22 protein-coding genes are annotated in these 20,673 nt (G+C 72.2%); 10 read left to right on the top strand and 12 right to left on the bottom strand.

Annotated elements, in window-relative coordinates; translation table 11 throughout:
- Position 1 precedes the first annotated feature (1 nt).
- A complete protein-coding gene (gene deoC / locus EES41_RS22595; RefSeq protein ID WP_123080063.1) occupies positions 2 to 964 on the bottom strand; it encodes a deoxyribose-phosphate aldolase in 963 nt (320 codons plus the stop codon).
- 253 nt (positions 965 to 1,217) lie between these two features.
- Between deoC and EES41_RS22590 the strand changes: the two genes are divergently transcribed.
- From EES41_RS22590 to EES41_RS22570, 5 genes are all read left to right on the top strand, one after another.
- A complete protein-coding gene (locus EES41_RS22590; RefSeq protein WP_123080062.1) occupies positions 1,218 to 2,480 on the top strand; it encodes a hypothetical protein in 1,263 nt (420 codons plus the stop codon).
- A gap of 89 nt (positions 2,481 to 2,569) precedes the next feature.
- Complete coding sequence (locus tag EES41_RS22585) at positions 2,570 to 3,235, top strand: class F sortase (protein ID WP_123080061.1); 666 nt, start codon at positions 2,570 to 2,572, stop codon at positions 3,233 to 3,235.
- Positions 3,236 to 3,260: 25 nt separating this feature from the next.
- Positions 3,261 to 3,896: a PH domain-containing protein gene (locus EES41_RS22580; protein ID WP_123080060.1), complete on the top strand. Its 636-nt coding sequence runs from the start codon at positions 3,261 to 3,263 to the stop codon at positions 3,894 to 3,896.
- Between the two features lie 184 nt (positions 3,897 to 4,080).
- Positions 4,081 to 4,602: a VanZ family protein gene (locus EES41_RS22575; RefSeq protein WP_123082633.1), complete on the top strand. Its 522-nt coding sequence runs from the start codon at positions 4,081 to 4,083 to the stop codon at positions 4,600 to 4,602.
- Between the two features lie 41 nt (positions 4,603 to 4,643).
- Entirely contained in the window at positions 4,644 to 4,847 is a 204-nt protein-coding gene (locus EES41_RS22570) for a PspC domain-containing protein (protein WP_123080059.1), read from the top strand.
- A gap of 57 nt (positions 4,848 to 4,904) precedes the next feature.
- On the opposite strand, the gene EES41_RS22565 is transcribed toward EES41_RS22570, so the two are convergent.
- From EES41_RS22565 to EES41_RS22555, 3 genes are all read right to left on the bottom strand, one after another.
- Positions 4,905 to 5,678 carry a hypothetical protein gene (locus EES41_RS22565; protein ID WP_123080058.1) on the bottom strand — a complete coding sequence of 258 codons (774 nt, stop codon included), beginning with the start codon at positions 5,676 to 5,678 and terminating at the stop codon, positions 4,905 to 4,907.
- A 191-nt stretch (positions 5,679 to 5,869) separates the two neighbouring features.
- A complete protein-coding gene (locus EES41_RS22560; protein ID WP_037793701.1) occupies positions 5,870 to 6,127 on the bottom strand; it encodes a hypothetical protein in 258 nt (85 codons plus the stop codon).
- Between the two features lie 140 nt (positions 6,128 to 6,267).
- Complete coding sequence (locus tag EES41_RS22555; protein WP_123080057.1) at positions 6,268 to 7,416, bottom strand: adenosine deaminase; 1,149 nt, start codon at positions 7,414 to 7,416, stop codon at positions 6,268 to 6,270.
- Between the two features lie 113 nt (positions 7,417 to 7,529).
- On the opposite strand from EES41_RS22555, the gene EES41_RS22550 reads away from it, so the two are divergent.
- Together EES41_RS22550 and EES41_RS22545 are read left to right on the top strand one after the other, a co-directional pair.
- Positions 7,530 to 8,258, top strand: a complete 729-nt coding sequence (locus tag EES41_RS22550) for a prolyl oligopeptidase family serine peptidase (protein WP_123080056.1) — start codon at positions 7,530 to 7,532, stop codon at positions 8,256 to 8,258.
- A gap of 76 nt (positions 8,259 to 8,334) precedes the next feature.
- Positions 8,335 to 8,709, top strand: coding sequence for a cupin domain-containing protein (locus EES41_RS22545; RefSeq protein WP_123080055.1), 375 nt, complete (start codon positions 8,335 to 8,337; stop codon positions 8,707 to 8,709).
- Positions 8,710 to 8,763: 54 nt separating this feature from the next.
- Here the strand turns inward: EES41_RS22545 and EES41_RS22540 are convergent, their stop codons facing one another.
- A complete protein-coding gene (locus EES41_RS22540) occupies positions 8,764 to 10,059 on the bottom strand; it encodes an acetyl-CoA carboxylase biotin carboxylase subunit family protein (RefSeq protein ID WP_123080054.1) in 1,296 nt (431 codons plus the stop codon).
- A gap of 137 nt (positions 10,060 to 10,196) precedes the next feature.
- Between EES41_RS22540 and EES41_RS22535 the strand changes: the two genes are divergently transcribed.
- On the top strand, positions 10,197 to 11,213 hold the full coding sequence (locus EES41_RS22535; protein WP_123080053.1) for a helix-turn-helix transcriptional regulator: 1,017 nt from the start codon (positions 10,197 to 10,199) through the stop codon (positions 11,211 to 11,213).
- A gap of 14 nt (positions 11,214 to 11,227) precedes the next feature.
- Here EES41_RS22535 and EES41_RS22530 read toward each other — a convergent pair whose 3' ends face one another.
- A complete protein-coding gene (locus EES41_RS22530) occupies positions 11,228 to 12,202 on the bottom strand; it encodes a LysR family transcriptional regulator (RefSeq protein WP_174261832.1) in 975 nt (324 codons plus the stop codon).
- Between the two features lie 62 nt (positions 12,203 to 12,264).
- Between EES41_RS22530 and EES41_RS22525 the strand changes: the two genes are divergently transcribed.
- Positions 12,265 to 13,566, top strand: coding sequence for an MFS transporter (locus EES41_RS22525; RefSeq protein ID WP_008742047.1), 1,302 nt, complete (start codon positions 12,265 to 12,267; stop codon positions 13,564 to 13,566).
- A gap of 39 nt (positions 13,567 to 13,605) precedes the next feature.
- Positions 13,606 to 14,610, top strand: a complete 1,005-nt coding sequence (locus tag EES41_RS22520; protein WP_174261720.1) for a sigma-70 family RNA polymerase sigma factor — start codon at positions 13,606 to 13,608, stop codon at positions 14,608 to 14,610.
- On the opposite strand, the gene EES41_RS22515 is transcribed toward EES41_RS22520, so the two are convergent.
- The 6 genes from EES41_RS22515 to EES41_RS22490 all read right to left on the bottom strand — a co-directional run bounded on the left by EES41_RS22515 (position 14,497) and on the right by EES41_RS22490 (position 20,665).
- The gene (locus EES41_RS22515) at positions 14,497 to 14,832 is read right to left on the bottom strand and encodes an STAS domain-containing protein (RefSeq protein WP_254211541.1); all 336 of its coding nucleotides are present in this window, start codon (positions 14,830 to 14,832) and stop codon (positions 14,497 to 14,499) included. The two genes, EES41_RS22520 and EES41_RS22515, sit on opposite strands and share 114 nt — an antisense overlap.
- A gap of 120 nt (positions 14,833 to 14,952) precedes the next feature.
- Complete coding sequence (locus tag EES41_RS22510) at positions 14,953 to 16,230, bottom strand: thymidine phosphorylase (protein WP_008742050.1); 1,278 nt, start codon at positions 16,228 to 16,230, stop codon at positions 14,953 to 14,955.
- A gap of 100 nt (positions 16,231 to 16,330) precedes the next feature.
- On the bottom strand, positions 16,331 to 16,729 hold the full coding sequence (locus EES41_RS22505; RefSeq protein WP_123080049.1) for a cytidine deaminase: 399 nt from the start codon (positions 16,727 to 16,729) through the stop codon (positions 16,331 to 16,333).
- Positions 16,726 to 17,991, bottom strand: coding sequence for an ABC transporter permease (locus tag EES41_RS22500; protein WP_123080048.1), 1,266 nt, complete (start codon positions 17,989 to 17,991; stop codon positions 16,726 to 16,728). Before EES41_RS22500 ends, EES41_RS22505 begins: the two co-directional genes overlap by 4 nt.
- Positions 17,988 to 19,106 (bottom strand): ABC transporter permease, encoded by a 1,119-nt coding sequence (locus EES41_RS22495; RefSeq protein ID WP_123080047.1) that lies wholly within the window; start codon positions 19,104 to 19,106, stop codon positions 17,988 to 17,990. The genes EES41_RS22500 and EES41_RS22495 overlap by 4 nt, the downstream gene beginning before the upstream one ends.
- Positions 19,103 to 20,665, bottom strand: a complete 1,563-nt coding sequence (locus tag EES41_RS22490) for an ABC transporter ATP-binding protein (RefSeq protein WP_250569001.1) — start codon at positions 20,663 to 20,665, stop codon at positions 19,103 to 19,105. The genes EES41_RS22495 and EES41_RS22490 overlap by 4 nt, the downstream gene beginning before the upstream one ends.
- Between the last annotated feature and the right edge of the window lie 8 nt (positions 20,666 to 20,673).

Below are 20,673 nucleotides of genomic sequence, written 5' to 3'. Positions count from 1 at the left end.
ATCAGTCCACCGTCACGTAGTCGGGACCGGAGTAGCGGCCGGTGCTCAGCTTCTGGCGCTGCATCAGCAGGTCGTTCAGCAGGCTGGAGGCGCCGAAACGGAACCAGTGGTTGGTCAGCCAGTCCTCGCCCGCGGTCTCGTTGACCAGGACCAGGAACTTGATCGCGTCCTTGGTGGTGCGGATGCCGCCGGCCGGCTTCACGCCGATCTGGATACCGGTCTGCGCCTTGAAGTCGCGGACGGCTTCGAGCATGAGCAGGGTGTTGGCGGGGGTGGCGTTGACCCCGACCTTGCCGGTGGACGTCTTGATGAAGTCGGCGCCCGCGAGCATGCCGATCCAGGAGGCGCGGCGGATGTTGTCGTAGGTCGACAGCTCGCCGGTCTCGAAGATGACCTTGAGGCGGGCGGCGGTGCCGTCCTCGCGGACGCACGCCTCCTTGACGGCCTTGATCAGCTCGTAGGTGTCGAGGTAGTGGCCGGCGAGGAAGGCGCCACGGTCGATGACCATGTCGATCTCGTCGGCTCCGGCGGCGACGGCGTCCCGGGTGTCGGCCAGCTTGACCGGGAGGGCCGCACGGCCCGCCGGGAAGGCGGTGGCGACGGAGGCGATCTTGACGTCCGCCCCGTTCAGGGCCGCCTTGGCGGTGGCCACCATGTCGGGGTAGACGCAGACCGCGGCGGTCGTGGGCGTCGTGCGGTCGATGGGATCGGGATGGACGGCCTTGGCGGCGAGCGCCCGGACCTTGCCCGGGGTGTCCGCGCCTTCAAGCGTCGTCAGGTCGATCATCGAAATGGCCAGGTCGATGGCGTACGCCTTGGCCGTGGTCTTGATCGAGCGAGTGCCGAGCGCGGCCGCGCGAGCCTCCAGGCCGACGGCGTCGACGCCGGGGAGCCCGTGAAGGAAGCGGCGCAGTGCGCTGTCGGACGTCGTCACGTCAGCGAATGCGGGGAGGGTGGTGGGCATGGTCACCACATGAGCATATCTACGCGCGTAGCGGCCTGTCACCCCCACCCCTGAAATCAGCCGAAATCTCCTCCCGGTCGTAGAATCATTCGCTGTGACGATCCGGTGACAGGAAGCGCATCCTCCGGCCGTAAACGATCAATAGATTTCTCTTCAGCAGCCCGCCACACCTGACCCGGTGAAAAAGACCGAACAGACTCAACGCGGCATGCGACTCTCCTCCACTTTCCTCACCCACGCTTCAGGAGTCGTTATGCGTACCGCCCTCCGCACCTCGATCGTCACCGCCGCCCTCGCCGGCGCGATGCTCGTCCCCGCCGCCGGCTCCGCCTTCGCGGCGCCCGCACCGCGGGCAGTGACGTCAACGAAGGCGGCCGCGTCCCAGGCCAAGCGGGTCGTCATCAACAAGCACCTGGTCGCAGACATGATCAACTCCGCGACCGAGGCCCCTGCCGTCAAGATCTTCATCGTGAACGAGGACGGCACCACCCGCCCGAAGGCGCTGGCGTCCCTCGGCCGGGGGCACACCGAGCAGTCGGTCCAGGGCACGGTCTTCACCCTCACCAAGGCGGAGACGGCCGAGCCGGTCCTCACCGTGTTCGAGAACGGCGTCACCACCTCGTTCCCGCTGCCCAAGGGCAAGGCCGCCGCCCCGGCCCCCTCGGAGAACGGCCGCTACGCGGGCCAGGCCGTCTACATCGGCAACGGGATGGTCGCGGTGCTGCGCAACCGGGCAGAGGGCCCCGAGGCCTGGATCCGCGCCGTCGGCCCGCAGTGGAAGCCGGGCGACGACTACATGTCGCGCGTCCTGACCGTGCTGGACCGCCAGCAGACCACCGACTCGGCATTCGGGGCGTCCTTCAAGCTCACCAAGGCGGAGACCACCGCCCCAGTGCTCGTCGTCACCACCGACGGGGTCGCCAAGTCCTACCCGCTGCCCAAGGGCAAGGCCGGACAGACCTGCGCGGCCGACGCCAAGATCCAGGACATAGGCGCCGGCACGACCGCCGAGCTGTACATGTCCTCCAACGGCCCGAAGGTCGTCCTGCGCTCCTCCGGCTCGGACACCTTCTGGCGGATCCTGGACCGCGACTTCCCCGCGCTGAACAAGTCGGACGGCATCATCGCCCGCATCGTGAACGCGAGCGGCTCCAAGCCGGTCTTCGAGTGGCAGACCCAGGGCGGCGGGACCCCGCTCGGCCGGACCTCCTTCCCCTCGCTCCCCAAGGGCTGCGAGCTGAACTACAAGGTCACGCAGGAGCAGACCGGCGCCAAGCCCGCGCCGAAGCCGAACTCCGCCACGACCGGCGTCACGACCCAGACCCAGGCGCAGACCCCGGTCCGGGCCCAGACGGCCGTGGTCCCCAAGGGCGCGGTCGCGGCGGGCGCCGAGCTCCCGGTCGAGACCGTCGCGGACACCGACGACAGCACCACCCTGGCGGCGGGCGCCGGCCTGGTCGCGATCGTCGCCGCCCTCGGTGCGGGCGTCCTGCGCCGTCGCCGCAACCACGGCTGACGCTCCGCCCTCCGCGCACACGCCTCCCCCTGCCCCTTCGGCGGGTCACCCTCGCGGTGGCCCGCCGGTTTCCGTTCAGGAGCTCCCCCATGCCCCGCCCGACCCACCCGCCCCGCCGCTCCCGCGCCGCCCGCCGCGGCCCCGCCCTCGCGTTCGCGCTGCTCGCCCTGGCCGCCGTCGGCGGCTGCAGCGGTACCGCTCCCGCCGCGGAGCCCGCCGCGTCGGGCTCGGCGGCGCCGGCGCACATCGCCGCCGGCTCCGCCGCCCCGGCCCCGGCCTCCACCGCCCGCGCGGCCGCGCCGCTGCCCGCCTCGGAGCCCGTCCGCGTACGGATTCCCGCGGCCGGGGTCGACGCCTCCCCGGTGCTCCGGCTCGGCCTGGAGGCCGACGGCACCGTCGAGGTGCCCTCCGTGGCGGACGGGGACAAGATCGGCTGGTACACCAAGGGCGTCACCCCCGGCCAGACCGGGCCCGCCGTGCTGATCGGCCACTTCGACACCGCGCGCGGCCCGGCCGTGCTCAAGGACGTCTCCAAGGTCCGCACCGGCGACGAGATCACCGTCTCCCGCGCGGACGGCAGCTCCGCCGTCTTCCGGGTGCGCGAGCTGGAGCAGGTCGACAAATCGGAGTTCCCCACCGCCAAGGTCTACGGGAACACCACCCGGCCGGAACTCCGCGTGATCACCTGCGGCGGCGAGATCACCGCAGGTCACCGCCCGGACAACATCATCTTGTACGCCGATCTCGTGGGCTGAGACGGCGTGAGGCACAATCGGGCGCATGAGCAGCCAGCAGCCCACCGACGAGCCGGTCTACGACGACCGGGTCTACCGCTCCCCCATGGCAGTGATCACCGGGGTGCTGCTGCTCGCGCTGGCCGCGTGGCTCTGCGGCGACGCCGTGGTGCGCGGGACGGGGGCCACCCGCTGGACCGCGCTGGCCGTCGCGCTCTGCGCCGTACCGCTGATCGTGGCGTTCACGCTGCGCGCCGCCGTCTTCGCCAACGACGACCGGCTGCGGATCCGCAACCCCTTCCGGACCATCGTGCTGCCCTGGGCCGCGGTGGACGCGGTACGGGCCGGCTACTCCGCCGAGGTGCTCGCGGAGGGCCGGAAGTTCCAGCTGTGGTCGGTGCCCGTCTCGCTGCGGGAGCGCAAGAAGGCGAACCGGCAGCAGTTCAGCCGCCGCGGCGGCCTGACCGGCAAGGGCCTTCAGGTGCAGAAGCCCGAGGGCGCGGCCGCCGGGCCGCAGCGGGCCGGCGCCGACAAGGTCGTGGACGAGCTGCGCGAGCTGGCCGAGCGCGGGGCCGCCCGGGCCGGGGCGCAGGGCGGTGTCACGGTCCGCTGGGCCTACGAGATCATCGCGCCCGCCGCGATCGGCGCGGTCCTGCTGGTCGTCCTCCTCGCGACGCGCTGATCCGGGTCCGGGTCCGGGGCCGCCTCCGGTTCCAGGTCCGGTTCCGGTTCCGGCGCGCGGGTAAGCGGGTCGCGTGAGCACCTCCCGTACGTCCGGAACCGCCGCTACCGCTCAACGCGTCCTCGCAGGTGTGCAGCGACTCAAGGCCGGCGACAGCGCCGCCTCCGCCCCCACCGCCCAGGCGATCCGGTTCCGGCTCCGGCTCGCCGGCTGGGTCCTCCTCACCGCCCACCTGGTCCTCGTCGGCTGGCTCGCGCTGCGGCCCCTGGACGTGCCGTGGGCGGCGGCCGCCAATCTGACCCCGCTGGAGGGGATCAAGGCGGACCTCGCGTACGGCCCGCTGGGCGGGGCCCGGCGGATCGGCGAGGGCCTGGCACTGCTCGCTCCGCTCGGGGTGCTGCTGCCGCTGGTGGGCGGGCGGCTCGCGCCGTCGCCGCTGGCCGCGTGGTCCTCGCTGGCCCGCACGGCGGCCGTCGCCGTGCTGTTCTCCGTCAGCATCGAGATGCTCCAGAGCGCGATCCCGGGGCGGGTCGTGGACGTGGACTCGGTGCTGCTGAGCACCGCCGGCGTGGTGCTGGCGCACGTGGCCTTCGTACCGGCGCTGCGCTCCCGGCTCCGGCGCTCTCAGGGGCCCACCCCGAGAATTACCAGGGTCGGGCTCGGCCCGTGGACCGAGGTCCTGTCGGCGGTACCGCGCGAGTATTGAGGCATCGCAAGGAAAAGCGATCCCATACGAAGGAGAACCCCATGAGCGCGATTGCCCGCCCCCGCGACGGACGGATGATCGGCGGAGTCTGCGCCGGTCTCGCGCGACGCTTCGGAATGTCGGCGAAGACGATGCGCGTCATCTTCGTCCTCTCGTGCCTGCTGCCCGGCCCGCAGTTCCTGGTCTACCTGGCGCTGTGGGTGCTGCTGCCGAACGAGAAGGCCGACGCGAACGCCGCCTGGTGAACCGGTCCGGCCTGGCGGTCCGGTCCGGTTCACCGGGGGGCGTGACGGGGCAGCCGGTCAGCCCGCGCGCTTGACCTTCTCCAGCTGCTTGTCCGCCACTTCCTGCGGGACCTGCGCCTTCTGGCCGGCCGCGGCCACGTTGAGGGCGGTGAGCCGTACGACGGTGCCGCCCTGGCGGACGACGACCAGGTGCACCTGCGCCGAGGTGTCGCCCGCGACGGCGGTGGTGGTCCAGCTGACGCTCTCGTCGCCGCCGGTCTTGTACTCGGCCGCCTTGACGTCCTTGTAACTGCCGGTCTGCTTCTCGATGGTGGCCGAGAAGCCCCCGCCGCAGGCGGTGATCGCCTGCCTCAGCCGGGAGACGAGCCGCTTGGCGTCGCTCTCGGAGTAGGAGCTGACGGTGGCGGCGACCGCGAGGCCCACCTGGCGCTGCGAGCCGATGCCCCGGTTGACGCTCTCGCGCGCGGCCGGGTCGGGCTTGTCGCCCATGGCGTCGGCGAGCGGCTGGCAGGCCTTCTTGTCGGCCTGCGGCTGTCCGTGGGGGGCGTTCGGGTTGCTCTGCGAGGAGATCTGGTACCCGGGCAGGTCGCCCTGTTCCAGGGAGGCCCGCTCCAGCTTGGTGGCGCCGGTCTTCGGGGCGGCCGGCGCGCCGGAGGCGGCTCCGGTGGAGGTGCCCGCCGAGGTGCCCGTACCGGGCGCGCCGGAGGCGGCGGACCCGCTGGGGGCCGGTGCCTTGCCCGTCGCGGGTGTGTCCGTGCTGCCGCAGCCCACGGCTGCGAAGAGCAGGGCGGGGAGCAGCGCGACCGTGGTCGCTCGTGCCGTGATGCGCATGACGGAGACCTCATACCCAATGCGTCGGCGGGCAGTTGGGGGTGATCGTGGCACACGCGACGACACGGCGCACACCTGGTCGAAAGGGTGTGCGCCGTGCGTGCGTGCGTACGAATTCCACGGGCGGCGCCGGCGTCCCACGGGCTCCGCCGCGCCGATCAGACGTGGATCAGACGTGGATCAGACGTGGATCAGGCACCGAGGTTGCTGGTCGGCAGACCGCCGAGCAGACCGGTGACGGGGGCGAGCGCGGCGGCGGGGTCGCTCGACTGCCGGCCGTCCTGGCTGACCTGCTGCTGGCTGGTGAGCCCCTCGACCGCACCGGTGGCGGTGCCGAGCGCGTCGGCGAGGCCGACGGCGGGGGCGGCGGAGGCGGAACCGGCGGCGACGGCGGCGAAGGCGGCACCGAGGGCGGCGGCACCGACGATCTTGGCAGCTGACTTCTTCATGAAGGATTCGTCCTTGCGACGGGGAATTGAGCGGCTCCGCAAACTAGTCACGTCAAACCCCCGCCCGCAAACATCCTTTGATATGAGAAAGCGCCCGGGAATTGCTCCTCCCGGGCGCTCTCAGAACGTCACGCCATGGCCTAGACCGAGACGGAACCGCTGGTGGAGGCGGTCTGCCGGAACAGCCATTCCGACTTCAGCTCCGCATAACCGGGCTTGATCACTTCGTTGATCATGGCCAGTCGTTCATCGAAAGGAATGAACGCGGACTTCATCGCATTGACCGTGAACCACTGCATGTCGTCGAGCGTGTAGCCGAAGGTGTCGACGAGGTGCTCGAACTCGCGGCTCATGCTGGTGCCGCTCATCAGCCGGTTGTCGGTGTTGACCGTCAGCCTGAAGTGCAGCTTGCGCAGCAGGCCGATGGGGTGCTCGGCGTACGAGGCGGCCGCGGCCGTCTGCAGGTTCGAGGTCGGGCACATCTCCAGGGGGATGCGCTTGTCCCGTACGTACGAGGCCAGGCGGCCCAGCTTCACGGAGCCGTCGGGGGCGACCTCGATGTCGTCGATGATCTTCACGCCGTGACCCAGGCGGTCGGCGCCGCACCACTGCAGGGCCTGCCAGATCGACGGCAGGCCGAAGGCCTCGCCCGCGTGGATGGTGAAGTGGTTGTTCTCGCGCTTGAGGTACTCGAACGCGTCCAGGTGGCGGGTGGGAGGGAACCCGGCCTCGGCGCCGGCGATGTCGAAGCCGACCACGCCGTTGTCGCGGTAGCGGTTCGCCAGCTCGGCGATCTCCAGCGCGCGGGCCGCGTGGCGCATCGCGGTCAGCAGGGCGCCGACGCGGATGCGGTTGCCGTTCGTCCGCGCGCGGCGCTCGCCCTCGCGGAAGCCCTCGTTGACCGCCTCGACGACCTCTTCGAGGGTCAGGCCGGCTTCGAGGTGCTGCTCGGGGGCGTAGCGGATCTCGGCGTACACGACGCCGTCCTCGGCCAGGTCCTGGGCGCACTCGGAGGCGACCCGGAAGAGGGCCTCCTTCGTCTGCATGACGGCGCAGGTGTGCGCGAACGTCTCCAGGTAGCGCGGCAGGGAACCGGAGTCGGCGGCCTCGCGGAACCAGATGCCGAGCTTGTCGGCCTCGGTCTCGGGAAGGTTCTCGTAGCCGACCTTGTGCGCCAGCTCGATGATGGTCCCGGGGCGCAGTCCACCGTCGAGGTGGTCGTGCAGCAGGACCTTCGGGGAGCGGCGGATTTGATCCGGAGTGGGCAGGTTGGGGGTCTCGCTCGTCATCCGGGCACTCTACTCCTACGCGCGTAGAGCAGCGCGTTGGCAACAGCGGTCGATACGTAACAGAGACCGTACGGACGGGTCGCGTACACCTGTCAGTCTGAGACTGTTCCGCCATGGCACAGCATGCGCCGCCGGCGCGCGGGGCCCGCCTGGGGCGGGCGGCCGGCGCGACCGGCTCGGTCTCGACGGACAGCACGGTAAACGGTGTGGTGCTCCTGCTTCCCGGGGCATCCAGATTCTCCCCCGGTCCACTGCGCGCGCTCGCGCGGGCGCTGGGCCGGGCGGGCGGGGCGCAGGGGCTGGTCACCCACCAGGTCATGCACGGCTCGGGGCCCCGCGAGGACGACGCGGGGTGGGCGGCGGACGAGGCGGTGCGCCGGTACGGGGACGTGCCGGTGTGCCTGGCCGGCTACGACGCCGGCGGCCAGGCCGCCCTGCGGGCCGCGGGGCACGGGGCCGTCAACTCGGTTCTGGCGCTGGCCCCTTGCCCGGGGCGGGCGGCGTCGGCGGACCCCCCTGAGCCGGTGAAGCAGCTCGCGGGGCGGCAGGTGCTGATCGTCCACGGCACCAACGACGCCCGCTGCGACCCGGAGTCCTCGTTCCTGCTGGCGGCCCGGGCGAAGAAGGCGAATCGTTCCACGTGCCGGTTCGAGGTCCACTCGGACGGGCACGGGCTGCGCGACCACCAGGCCGAAGTGGTGGCCCTGTCGGTCGATTTCGTCCTCGGCGCGATGTTCACCGGCCGGTACTCGCGGCCGGTGACGGACGCGCTGGCGGCGCCGCCGCCGCTGGGGCTGCGGATGCCGCTGGCCTCCGGGTTCGGCCGGTCGCTGCGGGGCTGACCGGCCGGGCGGGAAGGGCCCGCGAGCGTAGAGTGAAAGTGGACTCGGGGCCCTGCTGCGCGGGAGGCGATGCGGTATGGCCGCGATCGTGCGCAAGAGCTTCGACCAGGCCGACGAGACGCGTCCCTTCGCCGAAGGCAAGGGGCGGCTCGACCTGATCGAGACGGACGGCGGTCCCGTCGGCCGTGCGGTGTTCGAGCCGGGCTGGCGCTGGACGGAGCACATCAAGCCGATGGCGGGCACGGACAGCTGCCTGGCCGCCCACACCGGATACGTGGTGAGCGGCCGGATGAAGGTCGTCATGGACGACGGGGCGGGCGAGGAGGAGTACGGCCCCGGCGACTTCATGGAGATCGCCCCCGGACACGACGCCTGGGTGGTGGGCGACGAGACGTGCGTGGTGGTCGACTGGACGGGCTTCGGGGGCTACGCGCAACCCCCTTCGGGCTGACCGGTCAGCCCGCCGTGGCACGCGGCCGCGGCGCCGCCCGCCGGTGGTTCGCGTCTACCCGGGCCCGTTCCGCCCCGGTGGCGGCGGTACGCGAACGCCGCGCGAACCGGGGGTGCGGGGTCCGGGTGGTCCCGGTGGTCCCGGTGGGGCGAGCAGCGCGGCCGTCAGGTCGAGGGTGCGAGCCAGGGCGGCGGCCGTCGGGGCGGCGGCCAGGATGTGCGCGTGGTGCAGGGCGCCCGTCGGGGCCCGGCGCACCGTGGCCCCGGCCGGTATCCGCAGCCCGACGCGGATCACGCCCGGCAGTGAGCGGGCGGCGGCGAGGGCCGGGCCGAGCCCGTCGACGCGCAGGCCGGGCGGGAAGTCGACGTACCGCAGCGCCGCGTGCGCGGCGTGCGGGCGGCGTAACGGGCCGGGGAGTCCGAGTCCGGCGGCCAGGGCGAGGCCGAGCACGTCGGTGCCGTGGGCGAGCCGGAGCAGCTGGGTCAGCTCCTCGGCGCCGGGCCGGGCGTGGACCTCGACGAGCCGGGGGCCGTGGGCGGTGAGGACGACCTCGGTGTGGGAGGGGCCGTCGCGGTGCCCGGCGAGGTCGAGGACGCCGCGCACCAGGGCCCGTACGGCCGCCGCGGTCGCCGGGTCCAGGGCCGCGGGCAGGTCGTGGCCGGCGGCCGCGGCGAGGCCGGGTCCGGGGCCGGGCAGTCGCCGTGACCAGCCGAGGACGCGGTGGCGGCCGGCGCGGGAGAGGGACTCGACGGCGAGCTCGGGGCCTTCGAGGTACTCCTCGACGAGCAGGTCGGTGACGGCGGGGTAGTCGCGGGCGGCGGCCTCGCCCTCGGCGGCGCCCCGGACCAGGCGGACGCCTTCCCCGTCGGCGCCCGCGCGGGGCTTGATGACACAGGGGTAGCCGATGAGGGTGGTGATGAAGGGGAGCAGCGAGGCGCGGCCGCAGCGGGCGAAGGAGACGGGGCGGGCGGCGTGCAGGGTGTTGGAGCGGGCGCGCAGGGCGGCCTTGTCCATGAGGGCGGTGACGGCGGCGGCGGGCGTGCCGGGCAGGCCGAGTTCCTCGTTCGCGCGGGCGGCGGCCAGGGCGCCCGCCGCGTCGAACCCGAAGACGGCGGCGCGGCCCCGGCGGACGTCCTCCAGCCGGCCGACGGCGCCGACCAGCCGGTGGTGGTCGCGCCAGTCCGTCCGTACCCGCCGCTCCGCCCCCTCACGGTCGGATGGCACCGATGGATCCGGCGCGACCACCACCGTGCGGGCGCCCGCACGGCGGGCGGCCGCCACCACGGCGGGGCGTGGGCTCAGCAGGACCGCCACGGGCCCCCGCCCCTCGATGACCGTCCGCTGCCCCATACCGCGCTCCCCCTTCACGCCGTGCGTCCACTGTGCCGGTTCGGCATATGCCGATAGCGTCCGGACGGGCGTCGTCTTGCCGCCTTGCGGGAACACGAGGGGTTTGCAAACAGTCACAGGCCGGGACGAATACGCATATGGCAGCTGAGGCCGACGGCGTTGCCGAGACGTACGGGGACCTGAGCCCCGCCGCGCGGCGCCTGTACGCGTACGCGGTGGAACGGCACGCCTTCCACGCGGCGGAGGCCACCTCGGCGCTGGGCGCGCGGGCGGGCGCCGCGATCACCGAGCTGGCGGCCGCGCACCTGCTCCAGCGGGCGCCCGGCGGCGGCGCGGACCGGTGGAGCCCGGTCGCGCCCCGGGCGGCGGCGGCCCGGGCGCTGGCCCCGCTGGCACTGCTCGTACGGGAGACCCACGACGAGATGGACCGGCTGCGCGGGCGGCTGGAGGCGCTGGTCCCGGCGTACGAGGCGGGGGCGGCGCTGCGGGAGCTGAACGGGTCGGGGCACCTGGAGCTGATGACGGACCTGGGCGCGGTGCGCGGGCTGATCGCGGAGCTGTCGGCGGGGTGCGAGCGGGAGCTGCTGACCTCGCAGCCGGGCGGGGGGCGGCCGCTGGAGTCGCTGGAGGAGGCGATCGGGCGGGACGAGTCGCTGCTGACGCGGGGGGTCCGGATGCGGACGATCTACCAGCACACGGCGCGGTACTCGCGGCCGACGGCGGCGTACGTGGAACGGGTGACGGCGCTGGGCGCGCAGGTGCGGACGCTGGGCGACGGGCTGATGCGGATGCTGATCTTCGACGAGCACACCGGGCTGATGGCGGTGCCGGAGCGCAGCGGGGCGGCGCTGGTGGTGCGCGAGCCGAACGTCGTGCACTTCATGACGGCGGCGTTCGAGCGGTCCTGGGTGGGCGCGGAGCCGTTCCCGGCGACGGTGAGCCCGGAAGCGGCGCGGTCGATCTCGGACGAGCTGCGGCAGACGATCGTGCGGCTGCTGTCGGAGGGGCTGGAGGACAAGGTGATCGCGCGCCGGCTGGGGATGTCGGAGCGGACCTGTCAGCGGCACATCGCGGAGATCATGCGGGCGATCGGCGCCAAGTCCCGCTTCCAGGCGGGCTACTTGCTGTCCCCCTCGCCGCACGATCCGGCCTGATCCGGAAGACGGACCTAGGGCAGCGGTTCCAGGTCCGGGATCAGGCGGCCGCGTCGGGAGAGGAGGAAGCGTTTGAACTCCGCGACCGGCGGTGTGTCGGGGTGGCCGTCGAGCCAGGCGACACCGATCTCGCGGACCGCGCGCGGGGCGGTGACGCCGAGTTCGACGACTCCCGGCCGGGGCACGGCCGGCGGCGGGAGGAGCGCCACGCCGAGCCCCGCCGCGACCAGCCCGCGCAGCGTCTCCGCCTCCTCGCCCTCGAAGGCGATCCTCGGCGTGAACCCGGCCTCCGCGCACAGGTCGTCGGTGATGCGGCGCATCCCGTACCCCGGCTCCAGCGTCACGAACGTTTCCTCCGCGGCCTCCGCGAGCCGGATCCGCTTGCGGGTCGCGAGCCGGTGGTCGTCCGGGACCACCAGCCGCAGCCGCTGCTCGTCGAGCCGGCGGGCCACCAGGTCGGGCGCGTCCGGCAGCGGGGAGGTCAGGCACAGGTCGAGTTCCCCGGCCCGCAGTTTCTCCAGCATCGCCTCGCCGTAGTTCTGCACGAGCGAGAACCGGATCCGCGGATGGTCGGCGCGGAAGGCCCGGATCAGTCCGGGCACCGTCTCGGAGCCCAGGGTGTGCAGGAAGCCGAACGCCACCTTCCCGGCGGCCGGATCGGCGTCCTGCTGCACCGATTCGGCGGCCCGGTCGATCTCCGTCAGGGCCTGCTCGGCCGAGGCCAGGAAGGTACGGCCCGCCGTGGTGAGGGCGACCGTACGGCCCTTGCGGGCGAACAGCGTGACGCCCAGGTCCTGTTCGAGCCGGACCATGGCGCGGGACAGGGTGGACTGCGGGACGCCCAGCTCGTGGGCGGCGCGGGTGACGTGCTCGTGCCGGGCGACCGCGACGAAATACGCCAGCCGAGGGGCCAGCAAAGTTGTCACAGCCATGTCTTCCACGTAACGGTTCATCGACATCCACGCCCCTGAGCTGGGTTGATGCAACAGTGGATCGATTATCGCGATTCTGTGCATTGGACGCATAAAAAAGACGGGCCTACCGTCGAAGCATGCCTCCCGTTCATACCGGGGCACCCGTCATCCCGGGTGCCTCCACCCCGTCGTCCCCCGCACCGCAGCCCCACTCCCCCGGCCGCCCCGGCTACCGCCGGATGAGCCTCGCGCTCTTCGCCGCCGGACTGGCGACGTTCGCCCTCCTCTACTCCACCCAGGCCCTGCTCCCCGCGATCTCCGCCGGCTTCGGCGTGACGGCGGGTCAGGCCAGCTGGACGGTGTCCGCGGCCACCGGCGCGCTCGCCCTGTTCGTCCTGCCGCTCAGCGCGCTGTCCGAGCGGTTCGGCCGGACCCGGATGATGACCTGGTCGATGGTGATCGCCGTCGGCGTCGGGCTCCTCGTCCCCCTCGCGCCGAACCTGGAGTGGCTGATCGTGCTGCGCGCCGTCCAGGGCGCGGCGATCGCCGGCATCCCGGCGTCCGCGATGGCGTACCTGGCGGAGGAGGTCAAGCCGAAGGCCCTGGTGGCGGCGATCGGCCTGTTCGTGGCGGGCAACTCCATCGGCGGCATGAGCGGCCGCATCGTCACCGGGTGGGCGGCGCAGCTGTGGGGCTGGCGGGCGGGTCTGCTCACGGTCGGTCTGATGGCGCTGGTCTGCGCGGTGGCCTTCCTGGTGCTGCTGCCCCGGGCGCGGTTCTTCCGCCCCGCGTCGCTGAACCCGCGCGCGGTGGGCCGTACCGTCGCCGGTCACCTGCGGGACCCGCTGCTGCTGCGGCTCTACGGGATCGGCGCGCTGTTCATGACGGTGTTCGGCGCCGTGTACACGGTCATCGGCTACCGGCTGGTGGACGAGCCGTTCTCGCTGGGTCAGGGCGTCGTCGGGTCGGTCTTCCTCGTCTACCTGGTCGGCACGGTCTCCTCGGCGGCGGCCGGACGGCTGGTGGCCCGGGCGGGCCGGCGCGGCGCGCTGTACCTGGCGGTGACCACGACCGCGCTGGGGCTGCTGCTCTCGCTGTCGGACTCGCTGGCGGCGATCCTGGCGGGGCTGGTGCTGATCACGGCGGGCTTCTTCGCCGGGCACGCGGTGGCCTCGGCCGCCGTGAGCCGGACCGCGAAGACGGGCCGCGCGCAGGCCTCCGCGCTGTACCAGTCGGCGTACTACCTGGGCTCCAGCGCGGGCGGCACGCTGGGCGCGCTGGCCTACCACTCCTCCGGATGGGCGGCCACGGTCGGGATCGCGCTGCTCGCGGTCGTCGGCGTCGCCGGGATCACCCTGTACGGCTCGCACGCGGCCCGCACGGCCCGCCTCGTCGGCTCGGGGGCCGTCCCGGCTGCGGTTGTCAGACCCCTCCGGTAGCTTCCGGGGTATCGGAGAGCGACCTGGGGGATGACGGCCATGACTGACCTCGCGACCAGCCCGGACCTGGATGCGGCGATGGAGCGGTACCGGGTCGAGCTGACGGGCTACTGCTACCGCATGCTGGGCTCCTCCTTCGACGCCGAGGACGCCGTGCAGGACACGTACGTCCGCGCCTGGCGGGCCTTCGACCGGTTCGAGGGGCGGTCCTCGCTGCGGTCGTGGCTGTACCGGATCGCCACCAACGTCTGTCTGGACCTGCTGAGCGCGGGGAACAAGCGGGCCCGCCCGATGGACTTCGGCGCACCGCAGCACCAGGCCTCGGCCGTGCTGAACGAGCGGCCCGAGGTGACCTGGCTGGAGCCGGTGCCCGACGGCCGGGTGCTCCCGCAGACCGCCGACCCGGCGGAGACGGCGCTGGCGCGGGAATCCGTCCGGCTGGCCTTCGTCGCGGCGCTCCAGCACCTGCCGGCGAAGCAGCGGGCCGTGCTGATCCTGCGCGAGGTGCTGGCCTGGAAGGCGGACGAGGTCGCGACGCTGCTGGACACCACGGTGGCGTCGGTGAACAGCGCCCTCCAGCGGGCCCGGGCGACGCTGTCCGCGCTGCGGATCCGCGAGGGGGAGGCGGCCGATCCGCTGGACGCGGAGCAGGTGAAGCTGCTGGAGCGGTACCTGTCGGCCTTCGAGGCGTACGACATCTCCCGGCTCACCACGCTGCTGCACGAGGACGCGGTGCTGTCGATGCCGCCGTTCGACCTGTGGCTGCGGGGCCGCGAGGACATCGCCGCCTGGCACCTGAACCAGGGCAGCGGCTGCCGGGGCTCCCGCCTGCTCCCGACGACGGCGAACGGCCTGCCGGCCTTCGCCCAGTACCGGCCGGCCGCCTCCGGGGCGGGCCACACCCCGTGGGCGCTCCAGGTCCTGGAGATCTCAGACGGCAAGATCGTCGGGCTCAACGCCTTCCTGGACACCGACCGCTGGTTCCCGCTCTTCGGTCTCCCCGAGCAGCTCGACGAGTCCTACGAGGTCCAGCAGGGCGCGTAGCGCGGGGGCGGCCCCGGTCACCCGCAGCGGCCGCCCCCGCGCGGCGAGCCGCAGCCGGGCCAGTGCCTCGACGGCGCCCAGGTCCGGCGCCGTGACGGTGGCGGCATCGCACTCCACCGTCCGCGCGCCGTCCTCGTACAGCCGGGACAGGCGCGCGCACAGCGGCACGGCATCGCGCGCGGTCGGGCTGGGTCCGGGCAGCACGATTCGGGGGGTCTCCACAGGGGGATGACTCCCCCGCCGCCCGGAACTCATCGGCCGGACGGGCCCGCCTCAGGTATGCCGAACGGGACCGGTGGGGGTCCACCGGTCCCGTTCAGTCGTGCGGGTGAGCGCGGGGTACTACGCGATGCGGTCCATGACGATCGGCGTGGCGGAGAACGCCGTGCCGGCCGGGGCGATGTCGAAGGTGCCCTCCAGGGAGGCCAGGGCGTACTCGAACTTCTCCGGGGTGTCGGTGTGCAGCGTCATCAGCGGCTGGCCCGCGGTCACGGTGTCGCCCGGCTTGGCGTGCATCTCGATGCCGGCGCCCGCCTGCACCGGGTCCTCCTTGCGCGCGCGGCCGGCGCCCAGGCGCCAGGCGCCGACGCCCACGCCGTACGCGTCCAGGCGCGTCAGCACGCCCGACTCGGGGGCGGTGACGACGTGCTGCTCGCGGGCCACCGGCAGGGCCGCGTCCGGGTCGCCGCCCTGGGCCGCGATCATCCGGCGCCAGACGTCCATGGCGGAGCCGTCGGCCAGCGCCTTGGCCGGGTCGGCGTCCTTGATGCCCGCCGCGTCCAGCATCTCGCGCGCCAGCGCCAGGGTCAGCTCGACGACGTCGGAGGGGCCGCCGCCGGCGAGGACCTCGACGGACTCGCGGATCTCCAGCGCGTTGCCCGCCGTCAGGCCGAGCGGGGTGGACATGTCGGTCAGCAGGGCGATCGTCTTGACGCCGCTGTCGGTGCCGAGGGCGACCATCGTCGAGGCGAGCTCGCGCGCGTCCTCGATGTTCTTCATGAACGCGCCGGTGCCGACCTTCACGTCGAGGACGAGCGAGCCCGTGCCCTCGGCGATCTTCTTCGACATGATCGAGGAGGCGATCAGCGGGATGGCCTCGACGGTGCCCGTCACGTCGCGCAGCGCGTACAGCTTCTTGTCCGCCGGGGCCAGGCCGTCGCCCGCCGCGCAGATGACCGCGCCGGTGGTGTCGAGGACGTGCAGCATCTCCTCGTTGGAGAGCAGCGCGCGCCAGCCGGGGATGGACTCCAGCTTGTCCAGGGTGCCGCCGGTGTGGCCGAGGCCGCGGCCCGAGAGCTGCGGTACGGCCGCGCCGCAGGCCGCGACGAGCGGGGCCAGCGGCAGGGTGATCTTGTCGCCGACGCCGCCGGTGGAGTGCTTGTCGGCGGTCGGGCGGGACAGGGAGTCGAAGTTCATCCGCTCGCCCGACGCGATCATCGCGGCGGTCCAGCGCTTGATCTCGGCCCGGTTCATGCCGTTCAGCAGGATGGCCATCGCCAGGGCCGACATCTGCTCGTCGGCGACGACACCGCGCGTGTACGCGTCGATGACCCAGTCGATCTGCTCGGGGCTCAGCTCGCCGCGGTCCCGCTTGGTACGGATGACGGAGATGACGTCCATGTGGTGCTTCCTTCTACGCGCATAGAGGGGGGTGTGGGTGAGGGGTTCCGGAGAAGACGGCGGCCCTTCGCCCGGCAGGGGCGAAGGGCCGTCGGCACGGCTATCTCAGGTGGTCCGGCCCGAAGGCCTGCGGCAGCATCTCGGCCAGCGGGAGGATCCCCTTGGGGGTGTCCACCAGCAGTTCCGCCCCGCCGAACTCGAACAGCAGCTGGCGGCAGCGGCCGCACGGCACGAGGGCCTCGCCCTTGCCGTCGACGCACGTGAAGTGCGTCAGACGGCCGCCGCCGGTGGCCTGGAGGGAGGACACCAGACCGCACTCGGCGCACAGGCTGAGTCCGTAGCTGGCGTTCTCGACGTTGCAGCCGGTCACGACCCGGCCGTCGTCCACCAGGGCGGCGACGCCGACCGCGAAGCCCGAGTACGGGGCGTACGCCCGGGACATCGCGTCCCGGGCCGCCGCGCGCAGGACTTCCCAGTCCACGGCCGGAGCGGCCGTCACTTGCCCTGGCCCTTGCGGTACGGCAAGCCGTCCGCCTTCGGCATCCGCAGGCGTTGCGCGGACAGTGCGAGGACCAGCAGCGTCGTGACGTACGGCGCGGCCTCGACGAACTGGCTCGGAACGGCGTCGGTCAGGGCGTACCAGAGGAACAGGGCGGCCGCGGAGACAGCCGCGACACCGGCCTTGACGTGCGTCTTCTTGTACAGGTACCAGCCGAAGGCCAGCACGAGCAGGATCGCCAGGAGCAGCAGCATCGCGTGGACGTTCTCGGCGCCGCCGCGCAGCTTGAGGCTGTAGGTGAAGCCGAAGAGGCCGGCGCCGAGGGCCGTTCCGCCCGGCATCCAGTTACCGAAGATCATCGCGGCGAGACCGATGTAGCCGCGGCCGCCGGTCTGGCCCTCCTGGTAGATGCCCGTGGAGACGATCGCGAGGAACGCGCCGCCGAGGCCGGCGAGCCCGCCGGAGACCACCACGGCGATGTACTTGTACTTGTACACGTTGACGCCGAGGGACTCGGCGGCCACCGGGTTCTCACCGCAGGAGCGCAGGCGCAGGCCGAAGGAGGTCCGCCACAGCACCCACCAGGTGCCCGGGACCAGCAGGACGGCGATGACGGTCAGCGGCGACAGGTTGGTGACCAGGCCGCCGAGCACGCCGGCGATGTCCGAGATCAGGAACCAGTGCTTGCCCTGGAGCGTGGCCAGCCAGTCCGACAACCCCGGAATGGTGATCTCCGAGATGGGTTCGATCCGGGGCGACTGCTTGGAGGAGCCGCCGGGGGCCTCGTCGAAGGTGAAGTTCGAGAGGTACTGGGTGAAGCCGACGGCCAGGATGTTGACCGCCACACCGGAGACGATGTGGTTGACGTTGAACGTCACCGTGATGATCGCGTGCAGCAGGCCGCCGAGGGCGCCGCCGACGATGCCCATCAGGACACCGGTCCAGGGACCCCACTGGTAGCCGGCCCAGGCACCGAACCAGGTGCCGAGGATCATCATGCCTTCGAGGCCGATGTTGACGACGCCCGCGCGCTCGGCCCACAGACCGCCGAGGCCGGCGAGGCCGATCGGGACGGCGAGCTGGAGCGCGCCGGAGATCTGGCCGGCGGAGGTCAGGTCGTCGGCGCCGGAGATGACCCGGACCAGCGAGATCAGGGCGAGGCCGCCCGCGATGATCAGCAGGATCCAGGGGAGGGTGAGCTTGCGTCGGCCGCCGTCCTTCTTGGGCGCGGCACTCGTCGCGGAAACGGTGCTGGTGCTCACGCCGCGACCTCCTTGTTGTCGGTCTTGAGGGCGTGCCCGGCGGCCAGTTCCTGGCCGACCTTCTGCTGCTGGCGGCGGATGCCGTAGCGGCGGACGAGCTCGTAGCTGACGACGACCGCGATCACGATCAGGCCCTGCATGATCGTGCCGATCTCCTTGGCGTAACCGGCGGTGTCGAGACCGGCGGAGGCCTTGTCGATGAAGGCGATCAGGAGCGCGGCGAAGAAGATGCCGATCGGGCTGTTGCGGCCGAGCAGGGCGATGGTGATGCCGGTGAAGCCGATGCCCACGGGGAAGGACAGGTTGTACGTGTGCGACTCACCGAGCAGCAGCGGCATGCCGGCGAGACCGGCGACCGCGCCCGAGATGAGCATGGAGGTCATGATCATCTTCTTGGCGTCCACACCGGAGGCCTGTGCGGCGGACTCGCTGGCACCGGTGGCCCGCAGGTCGAAGCCGAAGCGGGTCCGGTTGAGCACGAACCAGTAGACGATGCCGAGGGCGAACGCGACGAAGGTGAAGCCGTAGACCTCCAGGCCGTCACCGATGGTCAGGGCGGGGAACCAGCCGGACTCCGGGATGTCGCCGGTGGTCAGGTTGTTCGAGCCGGGGGGCTGGACGCCGAGGTTCTTCGGCAGGATCAGCCAGGCGATCACGGCGGTGGCGATGGCGTTGAGCATGATCGTCGAGACGACCTCGCTCACTCCGCGCTTGGCCTTCAGGACACCCGCGATGCCGGACCAGAAGGCACCGGTGACCATGGCCACGAGCACGATCAGCGCGACGTGCAGCGGACCCGGCAGCGAAACCGAGGCGCCGACCACGGCGGAGATCATCGCCGCGAGACGGTACTGGCCGTCGACGCCGATGTTGAAGAGGTTCATCCGGAAGCCGATGGCGACGGCCAGGGCTGCCAGGTAGTAGATGCCCGCCTGGTTGACGATGAGGACCTGGACGTCCTCGTAGCTCGCCTGGTCGATCATGACGCGCAGCGGGTCGATCGGGTCCACGCCCGACGCGGCCAGCACGATCATGGTCAGCAGGAAGGCGCTGACCAGCGCGAGCGCCGGGCCGGCGATCGCGAGCAGCACCCGGTCCTTGTCGAATTTCTTCATCGGGCCTCGTCCTCCGTCGTGTCACCGTCGGCAGCGGCGGAAGGGTTGTCGGTGGCTTCCAGGTGGCCGCGGGCGGCACCCGTCATGGCGGTGCCGAGCTCCTCGGCCGTGATGGTCGCCGGGTCGGCGTCCGCGACCAGGCGGCCGCGGTAGATGACGCGCAGCGTGTCGGACAGGCCGATCAGCTCGTCCAGGTCGGCCGAGATCAGGAGCACGGCGAGGCCCTCGTGACGGGCCTCCCGGATGGCGTCCCAGATCTGGGCCTGCGCACCGACGTCCACACCGCGGGTGGGGTGGGCGGCGATGAGGAACTTGGGGTTGTGGCTCATCTCGCGGCCGACGATCAGCTTCTGCTGGTTGCCGCCGGACAGGGACGCCGCCGTGACCTCGATGCCGGGGGTGCGCACGTCGTACTCGCGCACGATCCGCTCGGTGTCCTTGCGGGCGGCCTTCGGGTCGAGGATGCCGCGCTTGGAGTTGGGCTGCTCGGTCACGTGGCCGAGGATCCGGTTCTCCCAGAGCGGGGACTCCAGCAGCAGGCCGTGACGGTGGCGGTCCTCGGGGATGTAGCCGATGCCGCCCTCGCGGCGCTTGCGCGTCGGCGTGGTGGAGATGTCCTTGCCGTCGAGGGTGATGACACCGCCGTCCGGGATGCTCATGCCCATGAGGGCCTCGATGAGCTCCGTCTGGCCGTTGCCCTCGACACCGGCGACACCGAGCACCTCACCCTTGTGGATGGTGAAGTCGATGCCGGCCAGCACCTCGCGCACGACGCCGTCGGGGTCGGTGGCGGTCAGGCGCAGGTCCCGGACGTTGAGCATCGCCACGTCGGTGACCGTCGACTCGCGCGTCTCCGGCGAGGGGAGCTCGCTGCCGACCATCAGCTCGGCGAGCTGCTTGGTCGTGGCGGTCTTCGGGTCGGCGGTGCCGACCGTGGTGCCGCGGCGGATGACGGTGATGTCGTCGGCGACCTTCAGCACCTCGCCCAGCTTGTGCGAGATGAAGATGACGGTCAGGCCCTCGGCCTTGAGCTCGCGCAGGTTGTCGAAGAGCGCGTCCACTTCCTGCGGCACGAGCACGGCGGTCGGCTCGTCGAGGATGAGGATCTGCGCGCCGCGGTAGAGGACCTTGAGGATCTCCACGCGCTGGCGGTCGGCGACACCGAGGTCCTCGACCAGGGCGTCGGGGCGTACGCCGAGGCCGTACGCGTCCGAGATCTCCTTGATCTTCTTACGGGCCTTGGCGCCGATGCCGTACAGCTTCTCGCCGCCGAGAACCACGTTCTCCAGGACGGTGAGGTTGTCGGCCAGCATGAAGTGCTGGTGGACCATGCCGATGCCGCGGGCGATGGCCTCGCCGGGGCTGGAGAACGTGACCTGCTCCCCGTCGATGGCGATGGTGCCCTCGTCCGGCTTCTGCATGCCGTAGAGGATCTTCATCAGGGTCGACTTGCCGGCACCGTTCTCACCGATGAGGGCGTGGACCGTGCCCTTGCGGACGGTGATGGCGATGTCCTTGTTGGCGACGACGCCGGGGAAACGCTTGGTGATGCCGTGCAGTTCTACGG

Source organism: Streptomyces sp. ADI95-16, assembly GCF_003721495.1.
Lineage (GTDB): Bacteria > Actinomycetota > Actinomycetes > Streptomycetales > Streptomycetaceae > Streptomyces > Streptomyces goshikiensis.
The sequence above is the reverse complement of the archived record's forward strand: the minus strand, read 5'-3'. Positions and strand labels throughout refer to the sequence as shown.